Below are 18,692 nucleotides of genomic sequence, written 5' to 3' on the forward strand. Positions count from 1 at the left end.
ATTTATATTTTTGATTACTTGTTATATAATCGAATTCGAATCAACTAAAAGGGAATGATTTCATTATGGCTTATAAAGTAATTACAAATTGTCCTGTCTGCAGTAAAACATTGAAAATTACAAAGTTGCAGTGCTCTCATTGTCACACTACGATTGAAAATGAGTTTGAATTATCTAAGCTGGCATCCTTATCAAAGGATCAACTTCATTTTGTGGAAGTATTTTTAACATGCAGAGGGAATATCAAAGAAGTTGAAAAAGAACTGGGGATTTCGTATCCAACGGTTCGAGGCAAGCTAACAGACATCATTTCATCCCTTGGATATGTGCAGAAGAAGAAAAATGAAGTAGACGAGAAAAAAGTTGTCACCATGTTGGAAAATGGCGAAATCACACCTGAAGAAGCCATTAAGCTCTTAAAAGAGGAATAGGGAGGAATTTATCATGAAAGAGGAAATTAAAAGAGTGTTAACAATGGTTCAAGAAGGGAAGATTGATGCAGATAAGGGCTCAGAACTGATTCAAGTATTAAAAGAGAAAGAAGAAACAGGTAATAAGCTGTTTGAAAAACCGACTAAATATTTAGATAAAACATTAAAAATTCGTGTTGTATCAGCCGAAAATGATAACGTCACGGTCAATTTGCCTATAAAACTTGTCAAGGCGGTATTAATGGCTGGACAAAGCATCGCAGCGAGTATTCCTCAATCGGAAAAATACGTTAAAGATATAGACATAAGCCTTATTATTGAAGCAATCGAAAACGAATTAGATGGCCAAATTGTTGATATTAAATCGGCAAACGGGGATACCGTTTCGGTCATCATTGATTAGTGATTTGCTTATGATGCATGTAAAAGTGAAAGCAAAAGACGTTCGGTTTACCATCCCAATTCCATATACTATTTTAAACCTTGTTATTTCAATTTTGTCTTCAAAATTTTTTCAACAAAATGCAAACAAATGGACAAAAGAGCACTTCGAAAGAAAAAAACTGGACTTTACCTTTCCACTAATAGACAAAAAAACGCTAAAGCCTATCGTCAAGGAACTGAAAAATTATAAGGGGATCGTGCTAGTAGATGTCAAAGCTAAGGACGGTACTGAGGTTAAGGTTAGACTATAATTTATTATAGAATACACCGACCATTAACTGGCATTTTGAAGAAAAAGCCTAATTTCTCGTTTACAATACCGAGAAAATTGTAAAAAGACAATAAAGTTATTTAATTTTAAAAGCTCAAACAAGCATAACCCCGTTCTAAAATTAGGACGGGGTTATGCTTGTTTAATTTTTGATGTAAGATACCTCACTATACTAAAAAAATATAACAATAAAGCCGTTTAAAAATTTCATTTTCCTTGGGAATAGGTTTTTCCATTTCATTCACTTGAAGAACACCGGGGGGACCGTACTTTGTGTACACGATTGCTTTCATTAATCCTCCTCAATTCGTCACGTAATATCTACGAATCTTCTATAATTGTTCTTAAATGAACCTGCTCCGTCAGTTAATGAAGAATAAACAATTCTGGCCATTGCAATGAAAGTGTCCGCCCTTTTTAATAGGAATGACGTTAACAGGAATCCTTGAATGTTATGTTTTGCACTTTCATTGCATGGTTCCGGATCTTATCCAAGAAACGATCAACTTTTGAATAATCGCTTTAAACGTTTTACAATAGCTTACTCGCCTTCATTTGACTTCATGCCTCTAATCAGAACCTCCGCCACTTCAGGACGCGTAAACTCAAGGGGAGGAATAAGGCCACTCCGGAGCATTTCCCTGACTTTGGTCCCACTTAATATAAACCTATCTTCATCTTTATGGGGGCATGTTTTCATGGAAGCCATGTTCAAACACTTTTTGCAGTAAAAGCTATGTTCAAAGAACAGTGGTTTTATGACTATTTTCAGTGGATCAAACTGGCTAAAGATTTCTTGGGCATCATATGTGCCATAATAATCGCCTACACCCGCATGATCTCGCCCGACGATAAAATGGGTGCACCCATAATTCTTTCGGACAATTGCATGAAATACTGCTTCCCTTGGCCCTGCATAGCGCATTGCCGCTGGGTATATGGCCAGTAAGACCCTATCCAACGGGTAGTAGGCTTTTAATAAGGCTTGATAGCTTTCCATCCGAACATCCGCAGGTATATCATCTTTTTTCGTTTCGCCGACAAGAGGATGTAATAATAGTCCATCAACGGTTTCCAATGCTGTTTTTTGCAAGTATTCATGAGCCCGATGTACAGGGTTCCTCGTTTGAAATCCGACAACTGTATTCCACCCTAAATCCGTGAACTTCTTTCTCGTTTCGGAAGGAGTCATATGAAATTCATCGAATGGCTCATGTGATGACCTATTTATTACATATATTGGGCCAGCAACATATATATCCCCTTGTCCAAACAGCTTTTTAACCCCAGGATGATTGGGATCGACTGTTTTATAAACAAGTTCGGCTTCCACCCGTTTATCGTATTCAAAAGTTTCTTCAACCTGAATGATACCAATAAGTTCCCCGTCATCACTGTATAAAGCTACTTCATCCCCAATGTTCAGCCGACTTGCCTCTTCCTTCGTGACAGGCAGAGTGATCGGTATCGTCCATGGTAAGCCATTTGCCAGATGCATATCTTTGATGACGCCTCGGTAGTCCTCTTTACCCATGAATCCTACAAGTGGGCTGAACCCCCCGTTTGAAATCATTTCCAGATCGGAAACATTCCATTTCGAGATGGTCAGGGACGATAAGGATTTACACTTTTCCAAATATTGTTCACGGTCATTTCCTGATAATTCACGTTGAATCAGTTTCCCGCCATGTGGATCGATACTGGTTCTTTGAACCTTCATTTATAACCCCTCAATCATTAGATTTGGTTTGTTTTATATTCTCCTTTTCAAATTCGGTCATGAACTATTTAAAGGCCATTATCCTTTAAATAGTTCATGACCTGATGCACACATTCTTCAATGGTATATTGACTGGTTTCTATAAGTATCTCCGGATTTTCCGGTTCTTCATAAGGAGCGGAAACGCCTGTGAAGTGGGTGATTTCCCCTATTCTAGCTTTCTTGTACAATCCTTTTGGATCTCGTTTTTCGCAGGCTTCAATGGGACACTTTACATAAACCTCAATAAATTCATCCTTTTGTACCTTTTTCCTGACTTTCTCCCTGTCACTGGCATAAGGCGAGATGAAAGTGGCCAATACGACAATTCCGCCATCAACAAAAATCTTGGAGACTTCCCCAATTCGCCTTATATTCTCTTTACGGTCATCCGAGGTGAAACCAAGGTCTTCATTTAAGCCATTGCGTAAATTATCTCCATCTAAAATATATGTCGAGATTCCCTTATCATGAAGTCTACTCTCAACCATATTCGCAATGGTAGACTTGCCTGACCCAGATAAGCCTGTAAACCAAAGAATATAGCTTTTATGTCCATGCAGAGTTTGCCTAAGTTCTTTTGTAATAGAAAATGAATGTTGATGAATATTCTCTTGCTGACTCACACTATCTCCCCTTTATTCGCTTTTGTTGTTCCGGATGACAAAGATTAAAGAAACAGCCCACCCGATCAATATCAGCATATAAATTATGGGGGCCCAAAAATCTTGAATGGTCGATGTGATAATCAACGTTCTAGCATTCGTCAAAATGATAAAACCCCCTACAAGGACACCCAATAAATAGGATGGCAATTTCGTAACGATCCAAGCCGCAATGGGAGCAGCGATAATTCCACCCACCATCAGGGAGATTACCCAAAACCAGTTCACCTCCTGCCAACCTAATGCAAGGAGAAACCCTAAGGTGGCGGAAATGGCTATAGCAAACTCACTTGTATCAACTGTCCCAACCACTTTTCTGACAGGAACACCTTTTTGTGATAATAGGACTGGAGTTGTGATGGGACCCCATCCTCCCCCACCGGTTGCATCTGAGAAACCCGCTATTAATCCCAATATTATTGATTTCTTCCTTGAAAGATTAATTGATTTCTTTTCCCTTTTCGTCTTAGTCGTCATTAAAAAGCGAAAAAGGACATACACCCCAAGGATCAGCAAAAATAGTGAAATATATGGCTTTATCAAATCACCCGGTAAATTACTTAAAAAACACGCTCCTGCAAATGCCCCTATAGATCCAGGGATGATTAATTTAAAAAGTGCTTGGCGATCGACATTCCCGAACTTCAAATGAGAAATGCCAGATGCCGCCGTTGTCACAACTTCTGCCAGATGAACGGATGCAGAGGCCACTGCTGGGGCGATTCCGAATGTCAGCAACATCGATGTTGATGTTACCCCATATGCCATACCTAATGAACCATCGATCAGTTGAGCCAGAAATCCGATAAACGCGAATATAATGAGCTTTCTCATTTTCTCCTCCTAGCTTGTCGTTTTTGTCAGACACTTGATGCTCGTCCGACGTCGATTATCCGAATGTCCTAACAAATGCTTTTTCAAATTGGTTGGTGACAATCCCCTATAGATATGGTATTTGTATGATTTCTATAAGATATGCAAAGAACGCTTTGGATGTTATAGACTCATATATGGAGTTGGAAAATTCAATTACCCACTTCCTGGGTCTACTGAAGAAAAACAACCCTTCAGTCAACTAAAAAAGGTCCCTGTTAAATAACAAGGACCCTCGCTTTCCATCAAATCATCTACTGTTTCCTAAGTTCATTTACCAATAATTGTTTCATTTTGGCATGATGTCGATTAATCACAAGCCTATTTTCCATTTTGACGCTGCCTTCATGCCTTATAGAGCCCATTTGTGTATGAATTCTATAAAGTAATAGAGGTTGAGGCACAAAGCATAATTTGAAATTCTGCATGACTCGCAGCCATAAATCATAATCGTGTGTGTACAGAAGCTTTTCATCAAAAACTCCGATGAGATCAAATACCTTCCGCTGAATCATGACCGAGCAGCCATTAATTATATTTCCTCTAATCATTGCTTTAATAAGTTCAAGTTGATTAGGTGGATCGATCCCTATAATCGGAGTAATGATTTCTCCATTTTCATTTATGCAATAATAGCTAGTATAACTAAATTGGGCAATATTCCTTTTCATTACGTCCAACTGGACTTCCGTTTTTTCAGGGTAAAAGATGTCATCCGAACTAAGCCAACATAAATAGTCACCTGTTGCATTTTTGATGCCGGTATTTAATGCACTGGCCGTTCCCCCATTTTCCTTTTTGATGTACAAAATTTCATCTAGATACGGTTCGATTTTTTCTGCATATAATGTAGAGCCATCGTCGACTACGATAATTTCAATATTCTTGTAGGTTTGGTTGATTAAACTCTCCAATGCTTTATCAATGTATGGACAATTATAGAATGGAACAACAATTGATACTTTTGACATATTTGAACCGCCCTTTCAAGTATTTACGCTTTCTTTCCATGCACTTCTTGTCTAACAATGCGTATAAATAGTGATGATTCATTTTCATTCTTCATATTTACGGCACACTATATAAGATATGTTCTATTCCCTTTTGGGTCATTCCCCAAATTGGCTATAAATCCTAAAAGAGAATCATACGTATATTACAAGGCTTTTTGTCACACCCATTCAAAAAGGAGGGGAAAAATGAATATATTATTTGTTTTTTATGTTCCAAGTGGTGGAGTTGAAACATTAAATCGACAACGATTTAAAGCTCTAAAAGAACATGATATCCATGCACATTTTCTTTATTATGATAATAGAAGAAGTTTCTTGAATGACCACTGTGCGCCAACATTTATAACGAACGATGATGCTGAAATCAAAAAAATATTAGAAGATGGAGATTATTCCGCTATCGTTGTCGTTTCAGATTTCCAAGCACTACCAAGATTCAGGTCTCTAGGTTATAAAGGAAAAATGATTATAGAAATTCAGGGATACGGGCCGAAAAATGTTGCCAGAGAGGTATTTACTAATGCCATCCGACATGTCAATGCCCATGCTGATGGATTTCTTAACCCAAAAACTCCGCACATCATGCAATTATTAGATGAACTTTACCCTTCGTTCCCAACATTCAGTTTTAATAATTGTTTTGATACAAATAACTTCTCTTACAAACCATTACCATTAGATGGCTTTAGAAAAGTTGCCTGGATAGGAAGAATCGAGGACAACAAAAATTGGAGTGAATTCCTCAAAATAGGTTATCAACTCATTAACAATCATAATCCCAAAATACAATTACTTATGTTCGAGGATCCCACGTTAAGTGACCCTGAAGAGAGAATGAAATTTAATAAATTAATAGACCGATTACGTTTAAGCACAAAGCTCACTTTACACTCCAATGTTCCAAATTCCCAAATGGCAGATTATTTTTCCATAATTGGCGATTCCGGAGGCTTTTTATGTTCCACTTCTAAAGTGGAAGGAGCCCCTTACGCACTCCTAGAAGCGATGAGTTGTAGATGCCCTGTGCTGACGACGGATTCCGATGGTGTAAGGAGCTCAATCATTCATAATCAAACTGGAAAGTTTTACACGTTAGGAAACCTCGATAATGCCGTCAAAGAGGCAAAGGAATTAATGAATAACCAGAACTTAAGGGAAAGTATCCGATCGAATGCCCTCGAGCATGTAAAGACTAATTTTAGTCCTGATTTGTATGCTCGAAATTTCATCAATATGCTTGAATCCTTAGGAATACACTCTGAATAACAAGAAACAGCCGGAATTTTCGCATTCCGGCTGTCTTTTTAAAGGGAACAGTCCAACTATGGAACTATTTTATGTGCTTTGTTCCAGGTTGAACTTTTTCAATTGATTTTGTTCATCTTCTGTAAGTGATTGAAGTTTATCATTAAGAAGTTGTTTAGCCAAATCATAAAGTTCTATATCCCATGCGTTATATGTTTTAATCAAATTTATTAATTCTGATGGCACTTCATCTTTTGCCAAACGATTTTTAGTTATATTTTTTCTAGTATAATGAATATCTCCCCAAGCATATTCCTTTTTTAGGCAAAAAAGTGTTTCATTGAACAATTCGGTGACTCCAACCACGGAAAATGTCTTTAGGTTTTCTTTCGCTATTTCAATATCAGGCTCCTCAGCATTACCGCATACTAACCTGGTTTGTAAATTTTGGGCTTCAGGATCCTTTAACACAAATTCCTCTAGAGTCATGTCCCTAACTCTCTCATATCCTGGCTGGTTTTGTAGAAAGAAATATAAGGATATGACACGGTCCACTGGATCACGTAACATCGTAAAGTAATTAGAGGGTTTTGAAAAATGCTGATGAATTCCATAATAGTAATGACCCGCTACAGCTTTGATTTTTCTCTTTTCCTCTGCCCCTAATTGATCAACTTTTTTAATCTGGGATTCGTACGAATCATGATCGAATATTTCATGAACTTGATATTGTTTTCTAAAGATTGCACTTAAGGTTGTTCCCCCTGTTTTGGGAACATGCATAAAAATATCCAGATGATCTTCGGACATAGATGATTCCCTCCATTTCATGTCATAAAAAGCGTGCTTTATAAATTCTCCAGATTTTTTTTAAGAAGTGGTCGGTAATGGGTTTCAATCGTGAGGATATCTTCTAACATTTCAGGTTGGAACCTGCTTGTACCCGATTCTTCATGTATCCTGAATTTTGTTAAGACTTCATCTAAATAATACATTTTAAAGCCATTTACCAATAAGCGAAGCCACATTTCATAATCATGTGTATAACGATGATACGGATTGAAGTAACCAACCGCATCGAATACATCTTTCTTCAAAACGACAGTACAGCCATTCACGGCATTACGAAGTAAAAAAGCATGGTACACTCCGTTTTCAATATCGGAAAAGCGCTCACCGGTCCAAGAAAGAATGACTTCATCATTTTTGTTTATACTATCAAAATTCGTAAAACTCACCTTTGCATTATGTTCGTGCATAAACGAAATTTGCAGTGACACCTTTTCAGGAAGAAAATAATCATCCGAGCTTAACCAAGCGACATATTCTCCTGTAGCAGCCTGTATCCCGTGATTCAATGCCGTAGCAGTTCCTCCGTTCTCTTTTTTTAAGTAACGGATCTTCTCCAAGAACGGCTCGATTTTTCCAGTGAAAGTTGTTGATCCGTCATCAACAACAATTACCTCTATATTCTTATAGGTTTGATCTAGCGCACTTTGAATGGCTTGATCTATATAGGAACAATTATAAAAGGGAATAATGATTGATACTTTCGGCTCCATCGTCTACCTCCTAAAAAACATTTTATAAAAAGTATTCATCCAACTACATTCATTTGTTTTAGTCACTATTCCTTTAATCCTCGATGAAAGGCAAGGATGTCCATTAAAGATGATTCAAGTGGGATACTTGGCTTCCACCCTAAATTCATTAGCTTAATCGGCAAAATGGCCCTACTATTTTCAATTAAATCATTTCGTTGTGAATTTACCTTTATTTCATCTGTCGTTATTGTCCTAAATCCTTCAATGATTTCTTCCAGGGTTCGATTATTGCCAGAAGCAACATCATACGTTTCGCCAGGCTTCCCCCTTTTCAAAAGAAGGTCATAAGCTCTCACTGCATCTCTAACGTCCAGAAAATCACGTTGAACATTCGGATTATCGACTTCAAGGACCTTTTCCGTTCCTTTTATTTCCATATCGATAATTTTTTGTGCAAAAATGGAACAAACTCCATTGGATAATCCCGGTCCGATTAGATTGGATGGTTTGGCAATGGTGATGTCCATGTTATATAAAACCTTCCATGATTGTGCTATAAGTACTTGAATTGTTTTACTTAAACTATAAGGATGGGGAATTGAGGAGATGGAATTTAGATCAATTTGAAGAGCTGAGCCGACTATCACGATTTTACAGGTTGGACTTTCTTTACGAATGGCATCGAGTAGGTATGCGGTGGACATGGAATTTGCCTCCAGTGACGATATGGGGTCCATCCATGATTCCCCAACATGGTTTTGGCCTGCTAAATGAAGAAGGTATTGAGGTTTGGTCCTTTTGACAAGCTTGTAAACCTCTTTGCTATTCGTAAGATCACAGAATTCCACCTGAATCCCATCATCGGTATTCAACTTTTTTCTTGAAACGGCGGTAATATCATATCCTGATTTTAGAAAGTGTTCGCATGCATGCTGGCCCGTAAACCCACTAGCCCCAGTGATGATTAATTTACTTCGTTGATTCATTGATTTCTCATCCAATCGTTATTGATGTTAGTACTCGTTTTAAATCAACTCAAGGTAAAAATTACCTCAACTTTTATAACTCTCCTTAATACTCACAAATCATCTTTCTGCAGTTTCAACGCCTTCGAATATTTAATAATTTTTATTAATTGTTGGTTCATCACAAACAGAGTCTCTTAATTACAATATGCACCCACTCCTCTGTTGCTATGGGCTACACTCTCCTTCTAATAACAAAAGGGCAATCTCGCTATGATTTATTAATTATTGAATATCGTTATATGTTATTTGCCACGCTTCAAACGTATCACTTTGAGAGACAGGGTGCCCAACCATTATTCAAAATGTAAAGTCACGGTAAATGAATGGTTAGTCCATATCGATATGTTGTTGATGCATACGATAATAACAGGCTTCTTTCTGTTGCCTTCCGGAAAAAAGAAGCCACAATGCAAAAGGTAATAATATCGATTTGCAGTTCATGTATGTTCCTGTTTTGACAATAATTAACGAAAACATTTCTTTCTACCTCTTCTATAAAATTATCATTCTTGAACATTTAGATATCACAGGTAAGTAACAAAAAAATACATTAATTGGATTATTTTCACCATATTACAGTAATGAGAAGGCAACGCCACAATAATTTAAACGTTAAATGTTGGTGCACTTAACGAGGCATTGATAAATCTTATAACTAAGGAGAGATAAAATAATGGCGAATGGATGTAATCAAAATCCAATTGGATTTTGTTCAGAATCTGAAGGTATCAATACAATAGCCAACGGGGCGGCTTCCCATGCCGAAGGAAATAGTACAATTGCGGGTGGAGACGCATCTCATACAGAAGGGTATCAGACCGAAACGACAGCTGGTGTGGCCCATGCAGAAGGAGCTAACACATCAGCCACAGGGCTGGCTTCCCACGCGGAGGGATATATGACCAATGCTAATGGAAGTTCTTCCCACGCGGAAGGTTCCACTACGGTGGCGGGAGGTGTGGCCTCCCACGCGGAGGGATATTTTTCGAGTGCAAGTGCAAATACGGCCCATGCAGAAGGTAGCTCAACCTTAGCCTCCGGTTATGCTTCCCATGCGGAGGGATCAAACACAAGCGCCTTGAACTTATATGCCCACTCAGAGGGAAATGTAACGACTGCCTCGGGTATTGCATCCCATGCAGAGGGAGAAAACACAATCGCAAGTGGGCTAGTCTCTCATGCGGAGGGACAAGCCACTAGAGCTCAAGGTGAATCTTCGCATGCCGAAGGAGATCAGACTGCTGCTAACGGAAGGGCCTCACACGCTGAAGGAAATTTGACGTTGGCCAGCGGTATTTTTGCGCATGCGGAGGGTCAACGCACCATCGCTTCAGGTGACCTTTCTCACGCTGAAGGAAATCAAACTCAAGCGCTCGGACAAAACTCTCATGCTGAAGGTGCTCTTAACATAGCAAGCGGTTTCACCTCACACGCAGAAGGAGTAAACTCGGTTGCTTCTGGTTTCTTCTCCCACACAGAAGGACAATCGACTAATGCTAACTTTTTGGAAGGTGTTCATGTCATGGGGCAATTTGGTGCAGCAAACGAGCTGCCGTATTCTTGGTATCTGGCAAATGGCATAAATACCTCAACGCCGGGCTTGGCTGCCAAAATTTTAAGCAATGGTAATGTGAAAATTGACGGAACCGTCACCACCCCTGCGGCAGATTATGCGGAAATGTTCGAAACTGCAGATGGGAATCCTATCGATTTCGGATACTTCGTCACCTTGTCAGGAAATAAAGTGCTTATAGCAAATGGCCAAGATGATTTTATATTGGGAATTTCAAGCGCAAAACCTGCCTTCTTAGCTGATAGTGGAGAGCTTCGATGGAAACACAAGTACTTGACTACAGAGTGGGGTGAAATTTTGTATGAAGAAACCATACTTCCTTCTGTATTAGACGCTGGCGGCAATGTAGTCGTGCCGAAACGGGCAGAACTGAAGCCGGTATTAAACCCTGATTGGGATGCCACCATCGAATACAAACCTCGCAGTAGCAGACCTGAATGGATAGCCATAGGACTTTTAGGAAAACTGTTTGTTAGAGATGATGGCAGTTGCGAAGTTAATGGCTACTGTATGCCAAATGGTGAAGGAATAGCAACAAAAGCAAGACAAGGATATCGGGTGCTTGAACGCACAGGTACAAATCAAATATTGGTATTGTTTACTTCTGTCCCAGTAAATAATTCCAATAAAGTTGAGGATTATAAAACGTTAGCCGAATTAAAAGAACAAGGTTACCTTACTGAGGAAGAATTTCTAATAGAAAAACAAAAGCTATTAAACTCATGAGAATCTGGTTTTTATTGTTTTACTAATAAGCACCATAGAAACTACTCGTATACATTTACTCTCATTCTGCCGGGCAGATTTCGTATTTTTGGTGAAATCCCCTTTATCGTTTGATATGCATACTGCTTATCAGGATTTGGAGTGAATATGGGATGATTACAATGCCCTGGAGATTTATAAAATACAAGTCTATGTATTAATTTGATTGAAAAAAAATTAATCATTTAAAAATAAATGGATAACTTGTCCACACCAAAAACATAAAACATTAATAAACTGGATGTATCCCTTTAGAAAAGAGGTGTTAATTATGGGAAAATTTTTAGACGCTCAGATTTCGCAAAATATAAGTGGTAGTGGTCAGATCTCCATTCCAGTTTCCTCTACTCCCGCGCTTTTTGCAACACTAGGCCTAAACACATCAGGTGCTGGACCTAACCTTCGTGTTCAATTCACCGCAACTGTTTCCCTTAGCTCTTTAGCTGCTGTATTAGTCCCCGTCACCATCCAAATTTACAGAGGCGTAGGACCAGGACGTGTCCTTGTTTATTCAGCTATAGAAACAGCACCAGCTGCTGGCGCCTTATTAGTTGCTTCTAGAAATATAATCACTGTTACCGGTGCTGACTATAGACCACCTAACCCAGGTTCTTTGATTTATCAAGCGTTTATTAGTATACCTGGCGGGATACCAATTGTACCAACTCGTACAGGCCCTGAAAGTTTTAACGCGGCTGCATACTCCGACTAATTACGTACGCTAATAGGATATCAAGCCAAAATATTCACCAAATAATTTAATAATTAAGCAGTGAGCATAACCATATTCAACAAGTGCTCACTGTTTATTTTTCCACTTGAAAATATACATATAATCCTCATCACTTGAAAAACAAAAATAAAAACTATTTTCAGGTCTTTGCTTTGCAGGAATATTGGAATAGGAAGACACCCGTCTATAACACAAGTTTATCTCCTGAATACTTATATAAAAACGAATTTGAAATGATAATTACTAAGTACTAACAGATGGGAGATATCTTAATGAAAATTCTGCTTGCCACCTTTTGGGTAACGCCACATGTAGGTGGGGTTTGGAACTATATGCAGCAATTAAAAGAAAAGCTTGAAACTCTAGGTCATGAGGTCGATTTCCTCGGCTTTGGCGAGGACCATGAATATGTTCACATCATTAACGAAAATCGAAGGATATATAGGGATGCACTGCTGCCAGAGGAAATCTCCATATTGATGGAGCAACATAATTCCCCCACTCATGGAGACCCAGTGATTCACTATTATGAAACACGATGTAACTTTTTCCAGCTAGGAGCCAAACATATAGGTTTGGAACAATATGATGTCATTCATACCCAAGATATTTTTTCCACCGTCTGCATTAACAGAATAAGATCCGAAAAGACTGCTCTAGTCGCCACCCTTCATGGTTGTGTTGCCCACGAGCTTAAGAACGCGTATTACAACTCCAAAACGCAAAAAAAAAGCATCGCAAAAAAAGGGCGTTATTATTTTAATCAATTTGAATATGATGGCGCGACTTCAGCTGATCATACGATTGTAGCCAATGAATGGATGAGAAATATTTTAACAGAAGAATTTAAAGTTCCGAAAGAACAACTAAGTGTTTTTCATTATGGATATGATATCGAATCCTTCCTGAAGCGAGTGGACGAAAAATCCGATATTCAACGCCCAGCCGATAAGAAAGTGATTATTTATACAGGTCGATTGAATGAGTTTAAAGGAGTGCATCATTTAATAGGCGCACTTATGCAATTAAAGGAAACCAGAAATGATTGGGTTTGTTGGATAGTTGGGGACGGTCCCCAGGAAAAGGAATTGAAAAGTAAAAGCAAGGCCATGGGGCTGGAAACTGACGTGATCTTTTTGGGGAGACGGGATGATATTCCCTATTTATTGTCCATTTCGGATATTTTCGTTCTGCCAACCTTGATGGAAAATCAGCCCTTATCAGTAATAGAAGCACAAATTACTGGAAAGGCTGTCATTGCCAGTGATGTGGGAGGAGTTCCTGAAATCATTGAACATGGAGTTACAGGTGTATTATCACCTGCCGGGGATGAACAAATGTTAACCACCCATATTAATTACTTATTGGAGCATGAATCATACATGAAAAACCTTGGAATTAACGCCAAAAAATGGGGTATTGATCATTGGTCCCCTGATAAAGCCGTTCAAAAAGTGCTAGGTGTATATGAAAGTGCCCTTTCCAAAAAAAGAAGTAACTAATATGATGCTGCCACTTTCCATGTTGTCAGCTTCTATCTTCCTCCTCTTTTTAGAGAATGCTAGGTAACTGCTTAAACCATTATTATTCATATAACATACAATAATAAAAACATATAAAAGGAGTATGATGTATGAAGGCTATCGTGACTGGAGGGGCTGGGTTCATAGGTTCCCATCTCGTTGAAGAACTTATCTCAAATGGTGCCGAGGTACATGTATTGGATAACATGATATCTGGACACTTGGACTATGTACATCCCAATGCCATCATCCATACTGAAGATATATGCAGCGAGGCAGCTGGACAAATCATGGTTAAGGAAAAGCCTGATGTTGTTTTCCATTTGGCTGCACAAGCGGATGTGAGCCGCTCCATTCTCGAACCCCAATATGATGCAGATGTAAATATCAACGGAACAATAAACATTCTCAAGGCATGTCATGATTCCTCTGTAAGTAAGCTGATCTTTTCTTCTACCTCCGGTGTTTATGGTGATTTACAAAAAGACCTGATTTCCGAAGATGACTTGACAGGACCCATTTCTTATTATGGTTTATCAAAGTTAACTGCCGAATCATATATCCGTTTATTTCATCAGCTATATGGGCTTCCGTATACGATTCTCCGTTATGGAAACGTTTATGGGCCTAGACAAACAGCAAAAGGCGAAGGCGGAGTCGTTGCAGTCTTTTTAGAAAAACTCAAAAAAGGGATGCCTCTAAGCATTCACGGTGATGGTGAACAAACCCGTGATTTCATATATGTGAAAGATATCATACATGCAAATATCGCTTCAGTGAATCGAGGAAACCAAGAAACAATCCAGGTCAGCACTGCACAGAAAACATCTGTAAATCACCTATTGAAAATGCTAACACAAATTCATGGCTCCAAGGTGGATACGGTTCATTCTGCCGCAAGAACAGGAGATATTAAACACAGCTGCCTTGATAACAGGAAAGCACAGCAATCGCTGAATTGGTATCCTAAGACCGATATTTTCCAAGGTTTATCCGAAACGTATTCTTTCTCAACTAAAAAATAGTTCAATCGATAATCCGCATATATGTCCGCCCTCACTAAGACCACCAATTTTCAGGATATTTAATCCCAAACTTTACATTTTCGATTTATCCATTTACTGATCTGTGGAGTGAATGAAGAGACTTTTTATCTGGAGTTAAGTTAATTATTCATTGAATAAAAGTGTATCGTTTCTGACTTTACACTTTATACGGCAAGAACAGTTCATAAATAAAACCGGATAAAAAAAGAAGCTGTGTTTTTATCCTAATAATCTCCCGAATACCTTTGTTTCGGGAGATTATTAGCAGTATTGAACGCTTTTAAAACGGCTTCATTAAACGATGATGCCCCTAAGTTTGGACAAGTTTAATTGTCTATTTATCATTCCTTCCAAGTGAGTTACCCCATCAATCATAAGGCAGCCCGCTAAATATAATAACGCTTACAACCCTCTTGACAGTTTACTAGTTTACAATCTCCTCTTGCCAAAGATTCTATGAAGTGAAAGCCAAAAATGATGCTACTATTTTTTCTTTTTCAATATGGAACTTAATATGTAATATACTAATGGCCCCTCAAAGTAATTGACCATTAATACTAGTTGTTCATTCAGGAAAAAGACTCCTCGGAAGGTAACTAGCCTTTCACATTTCTTTGGATGTAACTTTTCTTGACTGAATACTTCTATGCGAAAGGAAGTTTCTTACACGAAGAGATCTTTACATTACAAGAAAAATAAATATATTTCGTTTTTTAGTCTTCAATGTTTTGGTTTGCCTACCCCATCAAAAACTTAGGTGGTTTTGTTCTTCCAGACTCCATACAAATCGCTTTCATCATGATTCATTTAGCGAATTCTTCTATTTTCTTACTGCTTTTTCATCCAATCTCTTAATTCCACTAACATTTTTTCGTAAGTAGGCATTTTGTATTCAAAATCGTTTCTTGTATTTTTTATGGATCGATCCAGAACTATATTTGAATCTGGAATGATTTCCACATCCGTTTTCTTAAAGGTTTGCTGTATCAATTTTAATAGGGCCGCTTTTGATATTTTTTCATCTGAACCAAGATGATATAATCCGGTAATATTCATCTGGATCATCGTGTCCAGCGCCCTAGCAAGCTCGAGAGTCGTTACACCATTCCATAGAACTTTTTCGTATCCTTTTATTTTTCCTTTTTGCTTCATGAACCAAAGGAATAAACCAATTCCATCTTCTTTTAGCTCCGGGCCAATTATGGAGGTGCGTATTGTCAAATGTTTTTCACTAATAATTTCCCCCAAATGTTTGGATTGACCATAAATGGTCGAACTGTCAGGAATATCATCCTCGGTATAATCTCCTTTATTACCTGAAAATACACAATCTGTACTGATATGGATCAATTTTCCATTATTGCGTTCTGTCAATTTAACAAGCTGATGGGGAAAAACACTGTTTACCTGAAAAGCGAGTTTCGTATTATCATTTGCATGATTATTTAAAATGCCGATACAATTTATCGTAATGTCGGGTTTTACTTTGTCCATAATTTCCTCAAGACCCGTTAAATCGGTTACATCCAAATATAAACCCTTTTTATCATTCCGATCCCTTGATGTATAGCTAACCTGATACTTGGGGTCCCCTGTGAAATAGTCCTTTATTACATGGCCTGCCATCCCTTGTCCACCAAGGACTAGTACCTTCATGTTAAATGAAGCCCCCTTTCTTTAACATTTCCTTAATTTGGGCTTTTTCCATTAGTCCTGTGCCAGAGTTGTAGTCTTCCAAACTAACAGACTGGTATTTGGAATAATGCTCCTTTATACCCTCTATGTGAATGGCTGGCAGTATAACATAATATTCATCATCATAGGCAATTGCCGTTGTGCTTTCGTATTCTGAAAGAAGGATCTCATGGAGTTTTTCACCTGGACGGATGCCTAGGACATCCACTTCCACATCTGCTTTATTGGATGCTTCTATCAACACTTCGGCTAGGTCGATAATCTTACAGGAAGGCATTTTCATCACGAATATTTCTCCGCCGACACTTTCAAATGTTGCCTTGAACACCAATTTTATCGCTTCTTGAATGGTTAGAAAGAATCTTGTCATATTTAAGTCCGTTATACCGATTTTTCCCTTTTCCTTGATTTGCTTTTTGAATACATGAATGACACTTCCGTTAGTTCCCAAAACGTTTCCGCCTCGGATACATACAAACCTAGTTTTCGTGTTTAATGTATTAGCGTGAATGATCAGCCTTTCTGCCATCGCTTTTGAAAGGCCATAAAAATTGGATGGATTTGAAGCCTTGTCTGTAGAAATATTTATAACTGAATGAACATTACAGCTAATGGCTGCTTCTATGACATTCTGTGTTCCAGTCACATTTGTTTTTAATGCTTCAATGGGTTGGTCCTCACAAACAGGTACATGCTTTAACGCTGCCAAATGAAAGATATAATCAACACCTTGGCATGCTTCCAATAAAGCTTCCTTCTCTTTTACGTCTCCAATAATGAAATGCAATTTCGGATTATTATCAAACTCCTGTTTCATTGTGAATTGATTGGACTCATTCCTTGAAAAAATACGGATTTCGCTTGGTTCATATTCTAATAGCTGTCTAACCAATTCATAACCCCATGAGCCTGTACCGCCTGTTACCAAGATTGTTCGATTCTTAATCAATTTCATGGCCTCCCAGTATTATTTTAAGTACTTTATCCGAAACGTTTCTATGGTCGTAGCCTTCTGGAAAAGTCCAGTCTTTTTGCTGGTTAACCATAATGTTTACACAATTGACGATTTGTTTTGCATTAATTCCCGATAACATATTGCTGCCCGACTCAATCGTTTCAGGCCGTTCCGTAGTTTTTCGAATTGTAACGGCAGGTACATGGAACAAGCAACATTCTTCTTGGACGGTTCCACTATCGGTCAGCACACAAAAAGCGTTTTTTTCAAGCTTTACAAAGTCGAAGAAACCAAAGGGTTCATGGAATTCTATCAGTGGATGTACATCTAATTTAGGACTGAGTTCAATGCGGGATTTTGTCCGGGGATGTAAACTGCAAATGATTCTTTTTTGATAGGTTTCGGCTACTAAATTAATGCCCTTCATAATTTCCAGCAAACGATCTTCATAGTCTACATTTTCAGCACGATGGGCCGTAACGAGGAAATAATCCTCCTTACCCAGATTCAATTTATCCAAAATGACACTTTGCTCAATCTCATTGTTGAAATGGTTCAAAACCTCGTAAATTGGGTTCCCCGATAAATAGATTCTTTTACTTGGGATACCTTCATTCAAAAGATTCTCCTTACTTTGTGGAGTGTAAGGTAAATTCAAGCTTGAAACAGCATCAATGATCCGACGATTTTTTTCTTCTGGCACTTCCAGGTCAAAGCAACGGTTTCCCGCTTCCATATGAATGACCGGGATCCCCATTCTTTCTGCCAGGATGGAGCTAAGCCCGGAGTTCGTATCACCTAACACTAATACTTTGTCTGGCTTTTCATTTAACAGAATGGTTTCTAAATTCATGAAAATGGCCGATAACTGTTCTCCGAGGGTTTTTTGTTGATTCAGCAAGACATAATCAGGTTTCCTTACCTGTAGCTGTTGGAAGAATATTTCGCTTAAGGATGTAGTGAAATTTTGTCCAGTGTGTACTAGAATATGTGAATCAGCATACTGATCCAATTTCTTTATTATGAGACTTAATCTGATGATTTCAGGTCGGGTCCCTAAAATGGTCATTACTTTCACGATTTGCACTCCTTACTCTTTTCTGGTATATGGCCTCTCCGTCTACCCTTT

At 38.4% G+C, this 18,692-nt stretch carries 18 protein-coding genes and 1 pseudogene; 8 read left to right on the top strand and 11 right to left on the bottom strand.

All coding sequences use genetic code 11. The annotated features are described in order from the left end of the window. Positions 1-65: 65 nt before the first annotated feature. From ACFWE9_RS16395 to ACFWE9_RS16405, 3 genes are read left to right on the top strand one after another with little or no spacing between them, the layout of a single operon-like run. On the top strand, positions 66-431 hold the full coding sequence (locus ACFWE9_RS16395) for a DUF2089 domain-containing protein (RefSeq protein WP_018393054.1): 366 nt from the start codon (positions 66-68) through the stop codon (positions 429-431). A gap of 13 nt (positions 432-444) precedes the next feature. Beyond that, positions 445-834: an SHOCT-like domain-containing protein gene (locus ACFWE9_RS16400; RefSeq protein ID WP_230155649.1), complete on the top strand. Its 390-nt coding sequence runs from the start codon at positions 445-447 to the stop codon at positions 832-834. Between the two features lie 10 nt (positions 835-844). Continuing rightward, positions 845-1,126: a hypothetical protein gene (locus ACFWE9_RS16405; RefSeq protein ID WP_230155647.1), complete on the top strand. Its 282-nt coding sequence runs from the start codon at positions 845-847 to the stop codon at positions 1,124-1,126. Between the two features lie 211 nt (positions 1,127-1,337). On the opposite strand, the pseudogene ACFWE9_RS16410 reads toward ACFWE9_RS16405, so the two are convergent. The 5 genes and pseudogenes from ACFWE9_RS16410 to ACFWE9_RS16430 form a co-directional block, all read right to left on the bottom strand. Beyond that, positions 1,338-1,439, bottom strand: a pseudogene (locus tag ACFWE9_RS16410) (NAD(P)-dependent alcohol dehydrogenase); the annotation flags it as partial. A 248-nt stretch (positions 1,440-1,687) separates the two neighbouring features. Next, complete coding sequence (gene sat, locus ACFWE9_RS16415; RefSeq protein ID WP_230155645.1) at positions 1,688-2,866, bottom strand: sulfate adenylyltransferase; 1,179 nt, start codon at positions 2,864-2,866, stop codon at positions 1,688-1,690. A gap of 68 nt (positions 2,867-2,934) precedes the next feature. Further along, a complete protein-coding gene (cysC, locus tag ACFWE9_RS16420; protein ID WP_230155643.1) occupies positions 2,935-3,531 on the bottom strand; it encodes an adenylyl-sulfate kinase in 597 nt (198 codons plus the stop codon). Positions 3,532-3,543: 12 nt separating this feature from the next. Continuing rightward, positions 3,544-4,404 (bottom strand): sulfite exporter TauE/SafE family protein, encoded by an 861-nt coding sequence (locus ACFWE9_RS16425; protein WP_230155641.1) that lies wholly within the window; start codon positions 4,402-4,404, stop codon positions 3,544-3,546. A gap of 293 nt (positions 4,405-4,697) precedes the next feature. Continuing rightward, on the bottom strand, positions 4,698-5,414 hold the full coding sequence (locus ACFWE9_RS16430; protein WP_230155639.1) for a glycosyltransferase family 2 protein: 717 nt from the start codon (positions 5,412-5,414) through the stop codon (positions 4,698-4,700). A 228-nt stretch (positions 5,415-5,642) separates the two neighbouring features. Between ACFWE9_RS16430 and ACFWE9_RS16435 the strand changes: the two genes are divergently transcribed. Next, on the top strand, positions 5,643-6,722 hold the full coding sequence (locus tag ACFWE9_RS16435; RefSeq protein ID WP_230155634.1) for a glycosyltransferase family 4 protein: 1,080 nt from the start codon (positions 5,643-5,645) through the stop codon (positions 6,720-6,722). A 69-nt stretch (positions 6,723-6,791) separates the two neighbouring features. On the opposite strand, the gene ACFWE9_RS16440 is transcribed toward ACFWE9_RS16435, so the two are convergent. The 3 genes from ACFWE9_RS16440 to ACFWE9_RS16450 all read right to left on the bottom strand — a co-directional run bounded on the left by ACFWE9_RS16440 (position 6,792) and on the right by ACFWE9_RS16450 (position 9,231). Next, on the bottom strand, positions 6,792-7,511 hold the full coding sequence (locus ACFWE9_RS16440) for a sulfotransferase family 2 domain-containing protein (protein ID WP_230155632.1): 720 nt from the start codon (positions 7,509-7,511) through the stop codon (positions 6,792-6,794). A gap of 38 nt (positions 7,512-7,549) precedes the next feature. Further along, positions 7,550-8,263 (bottom strand): glycosyltransferase family 2 protein, encoded by a 714-nt coding sequence (locus ACFWE9_RS16445; RefSeq protein ID WP_230155629.1) that lies wholly within the window; start codon positions 8,261-8,263, stop codon positions 7,550-7,552. Between the two features lie 65 nt (positions 8,264-8,328). Continuing rightward, positions 8,329-9,231 (bottom strand): NAD-dependent epimerase/dehydratase family protein, encoded by a 903-nt coding sequence (locus ACFWE9_RS16450; RefSeq protein WP_230155626.1) that lies wholly within the window; start codon positions 9,229-9,231, stop codon positions 8,329-8,331. Between the two features lie 715 nt (positions 9,232-9,946). On the opposite strand from ACFWE9_RS16450, the gene ACFWE9_RS16455 reads away from it, so the two are divergent. The 4 genes from ACFWE9_RS16455 to ACFWE9_RS16470 all read left to right on the top strand — a co-directional run bounded on the left by ACFWE9_RS16455 (position 9,947) and on the right by ACFWE9_RS16470 (position 14,892). After that, complete coding sequence (locus tag ACFWE9_RS16455; RefSeq protein ID WP_230155624.1) at positions 9,947-11,572, top strand: peptidase G2 autoproteolytic cleavage domain-containing protein; 1,626 nt, start codon at positions 9,947-9,949, stop codon at positions 11,570-11,572. A 310-nt stretch (positions 11,573-11,882) separates the two neighbouring features. Next, positions 11,883-12,323 carry a hypothetical protein gene (locus ACFWE9_RS16460; protein WP_377357743.1) on the top strand — a complete coding sequence of 147 codons (441 nt, stop codon included), beginning with the start codon at positions 11,883-11,885 and terminating at the stop codon, positions 12,321-12,323. 293 nt (positions 12,324-12,616) lie between these two features. Beyond that, positions 12,617-13,846: a glycosyltransferase family 4 protein gene (locus ACFWE9_RS16465; protein ID WP_230155622.1), complete on the top strand. Its 1,230-nt coding sequence runs from the start codon at positions 12,617-12,619 to the stop codon at positions 13,844-13,846. A 131-nt stretch (positions 13,847-13,977) separates the two neighbouring features. Continuing rightward, on the top strand, positions 13,978-14,892 hold the full coding sequence (locus tag ACFWE9_RS16470; protein ID WP_230155621.1) for an NAD-dependent epimerase/dehydratase family protein: 915 nt from the start codon (positions 13,978-13,980) through the stop codon (positions 14,890-14,892). 849 nt (positions 14,893-15,741) lie between these two features. On the opposite strand, the gene ACFWE9_RS16475 is transcribed toward ACFWE9_RS16470, so the two are convergent. From ACFWE9_RS16475 to wecB, 3 genes are read right to left on the bottom strand one after another with little or no spacing between them, the layout of a single operon-like run. Next, positions 15,742-16,569, bottom strand: a complete 828-nt coding sequence (locus ACFWE9_RS16475; protein ID WP_377357746.1) for a dTDP-4-dehydrorhamnose reductase family protein — start codon at positions 16,567-16,569, stop codon at positions 15,742-15,744. Between the two features lies 1 nt (position 16,570). Then, a complete protein-coding gene (locus tag ACFWE9_RS16480) occupies positions 16,571-17,557 on the bottom strand; it encodes an SDR family NAD(P)-dependent oxidoreductase (RefSeq protein ID WP_230155619.1) in 987 nt (328 codons plus the stop codon). Then, positions 17,550-18,641, bottom strand: coding sequence for a non-hydrolyzing UDP-N-acetylglucosamine 2-epimerase (gene wecB / locus ACFWE9_RS16485; RefSeq protein ID WP_230155618.1), 1,092 nt, complete (start codon positions 18,639-18,641; stop codon positions 17,550-17,552). The genes ACFWE9_RS16480 and wecB overlap by 8 nt, the downstream gene beginning before the upstream one ends. Positions 18,642-18,692: the final 51 nt, after the last annotated feature.

This window comes from Peribacillus sp. NPDC060253, assembly GCF_042727425.1.
Taxonomy (GTDB): domain Bacteria; phylum Bacillota; class Bacilli; order Bacillales; family DSM-1321; genus Peribacillus.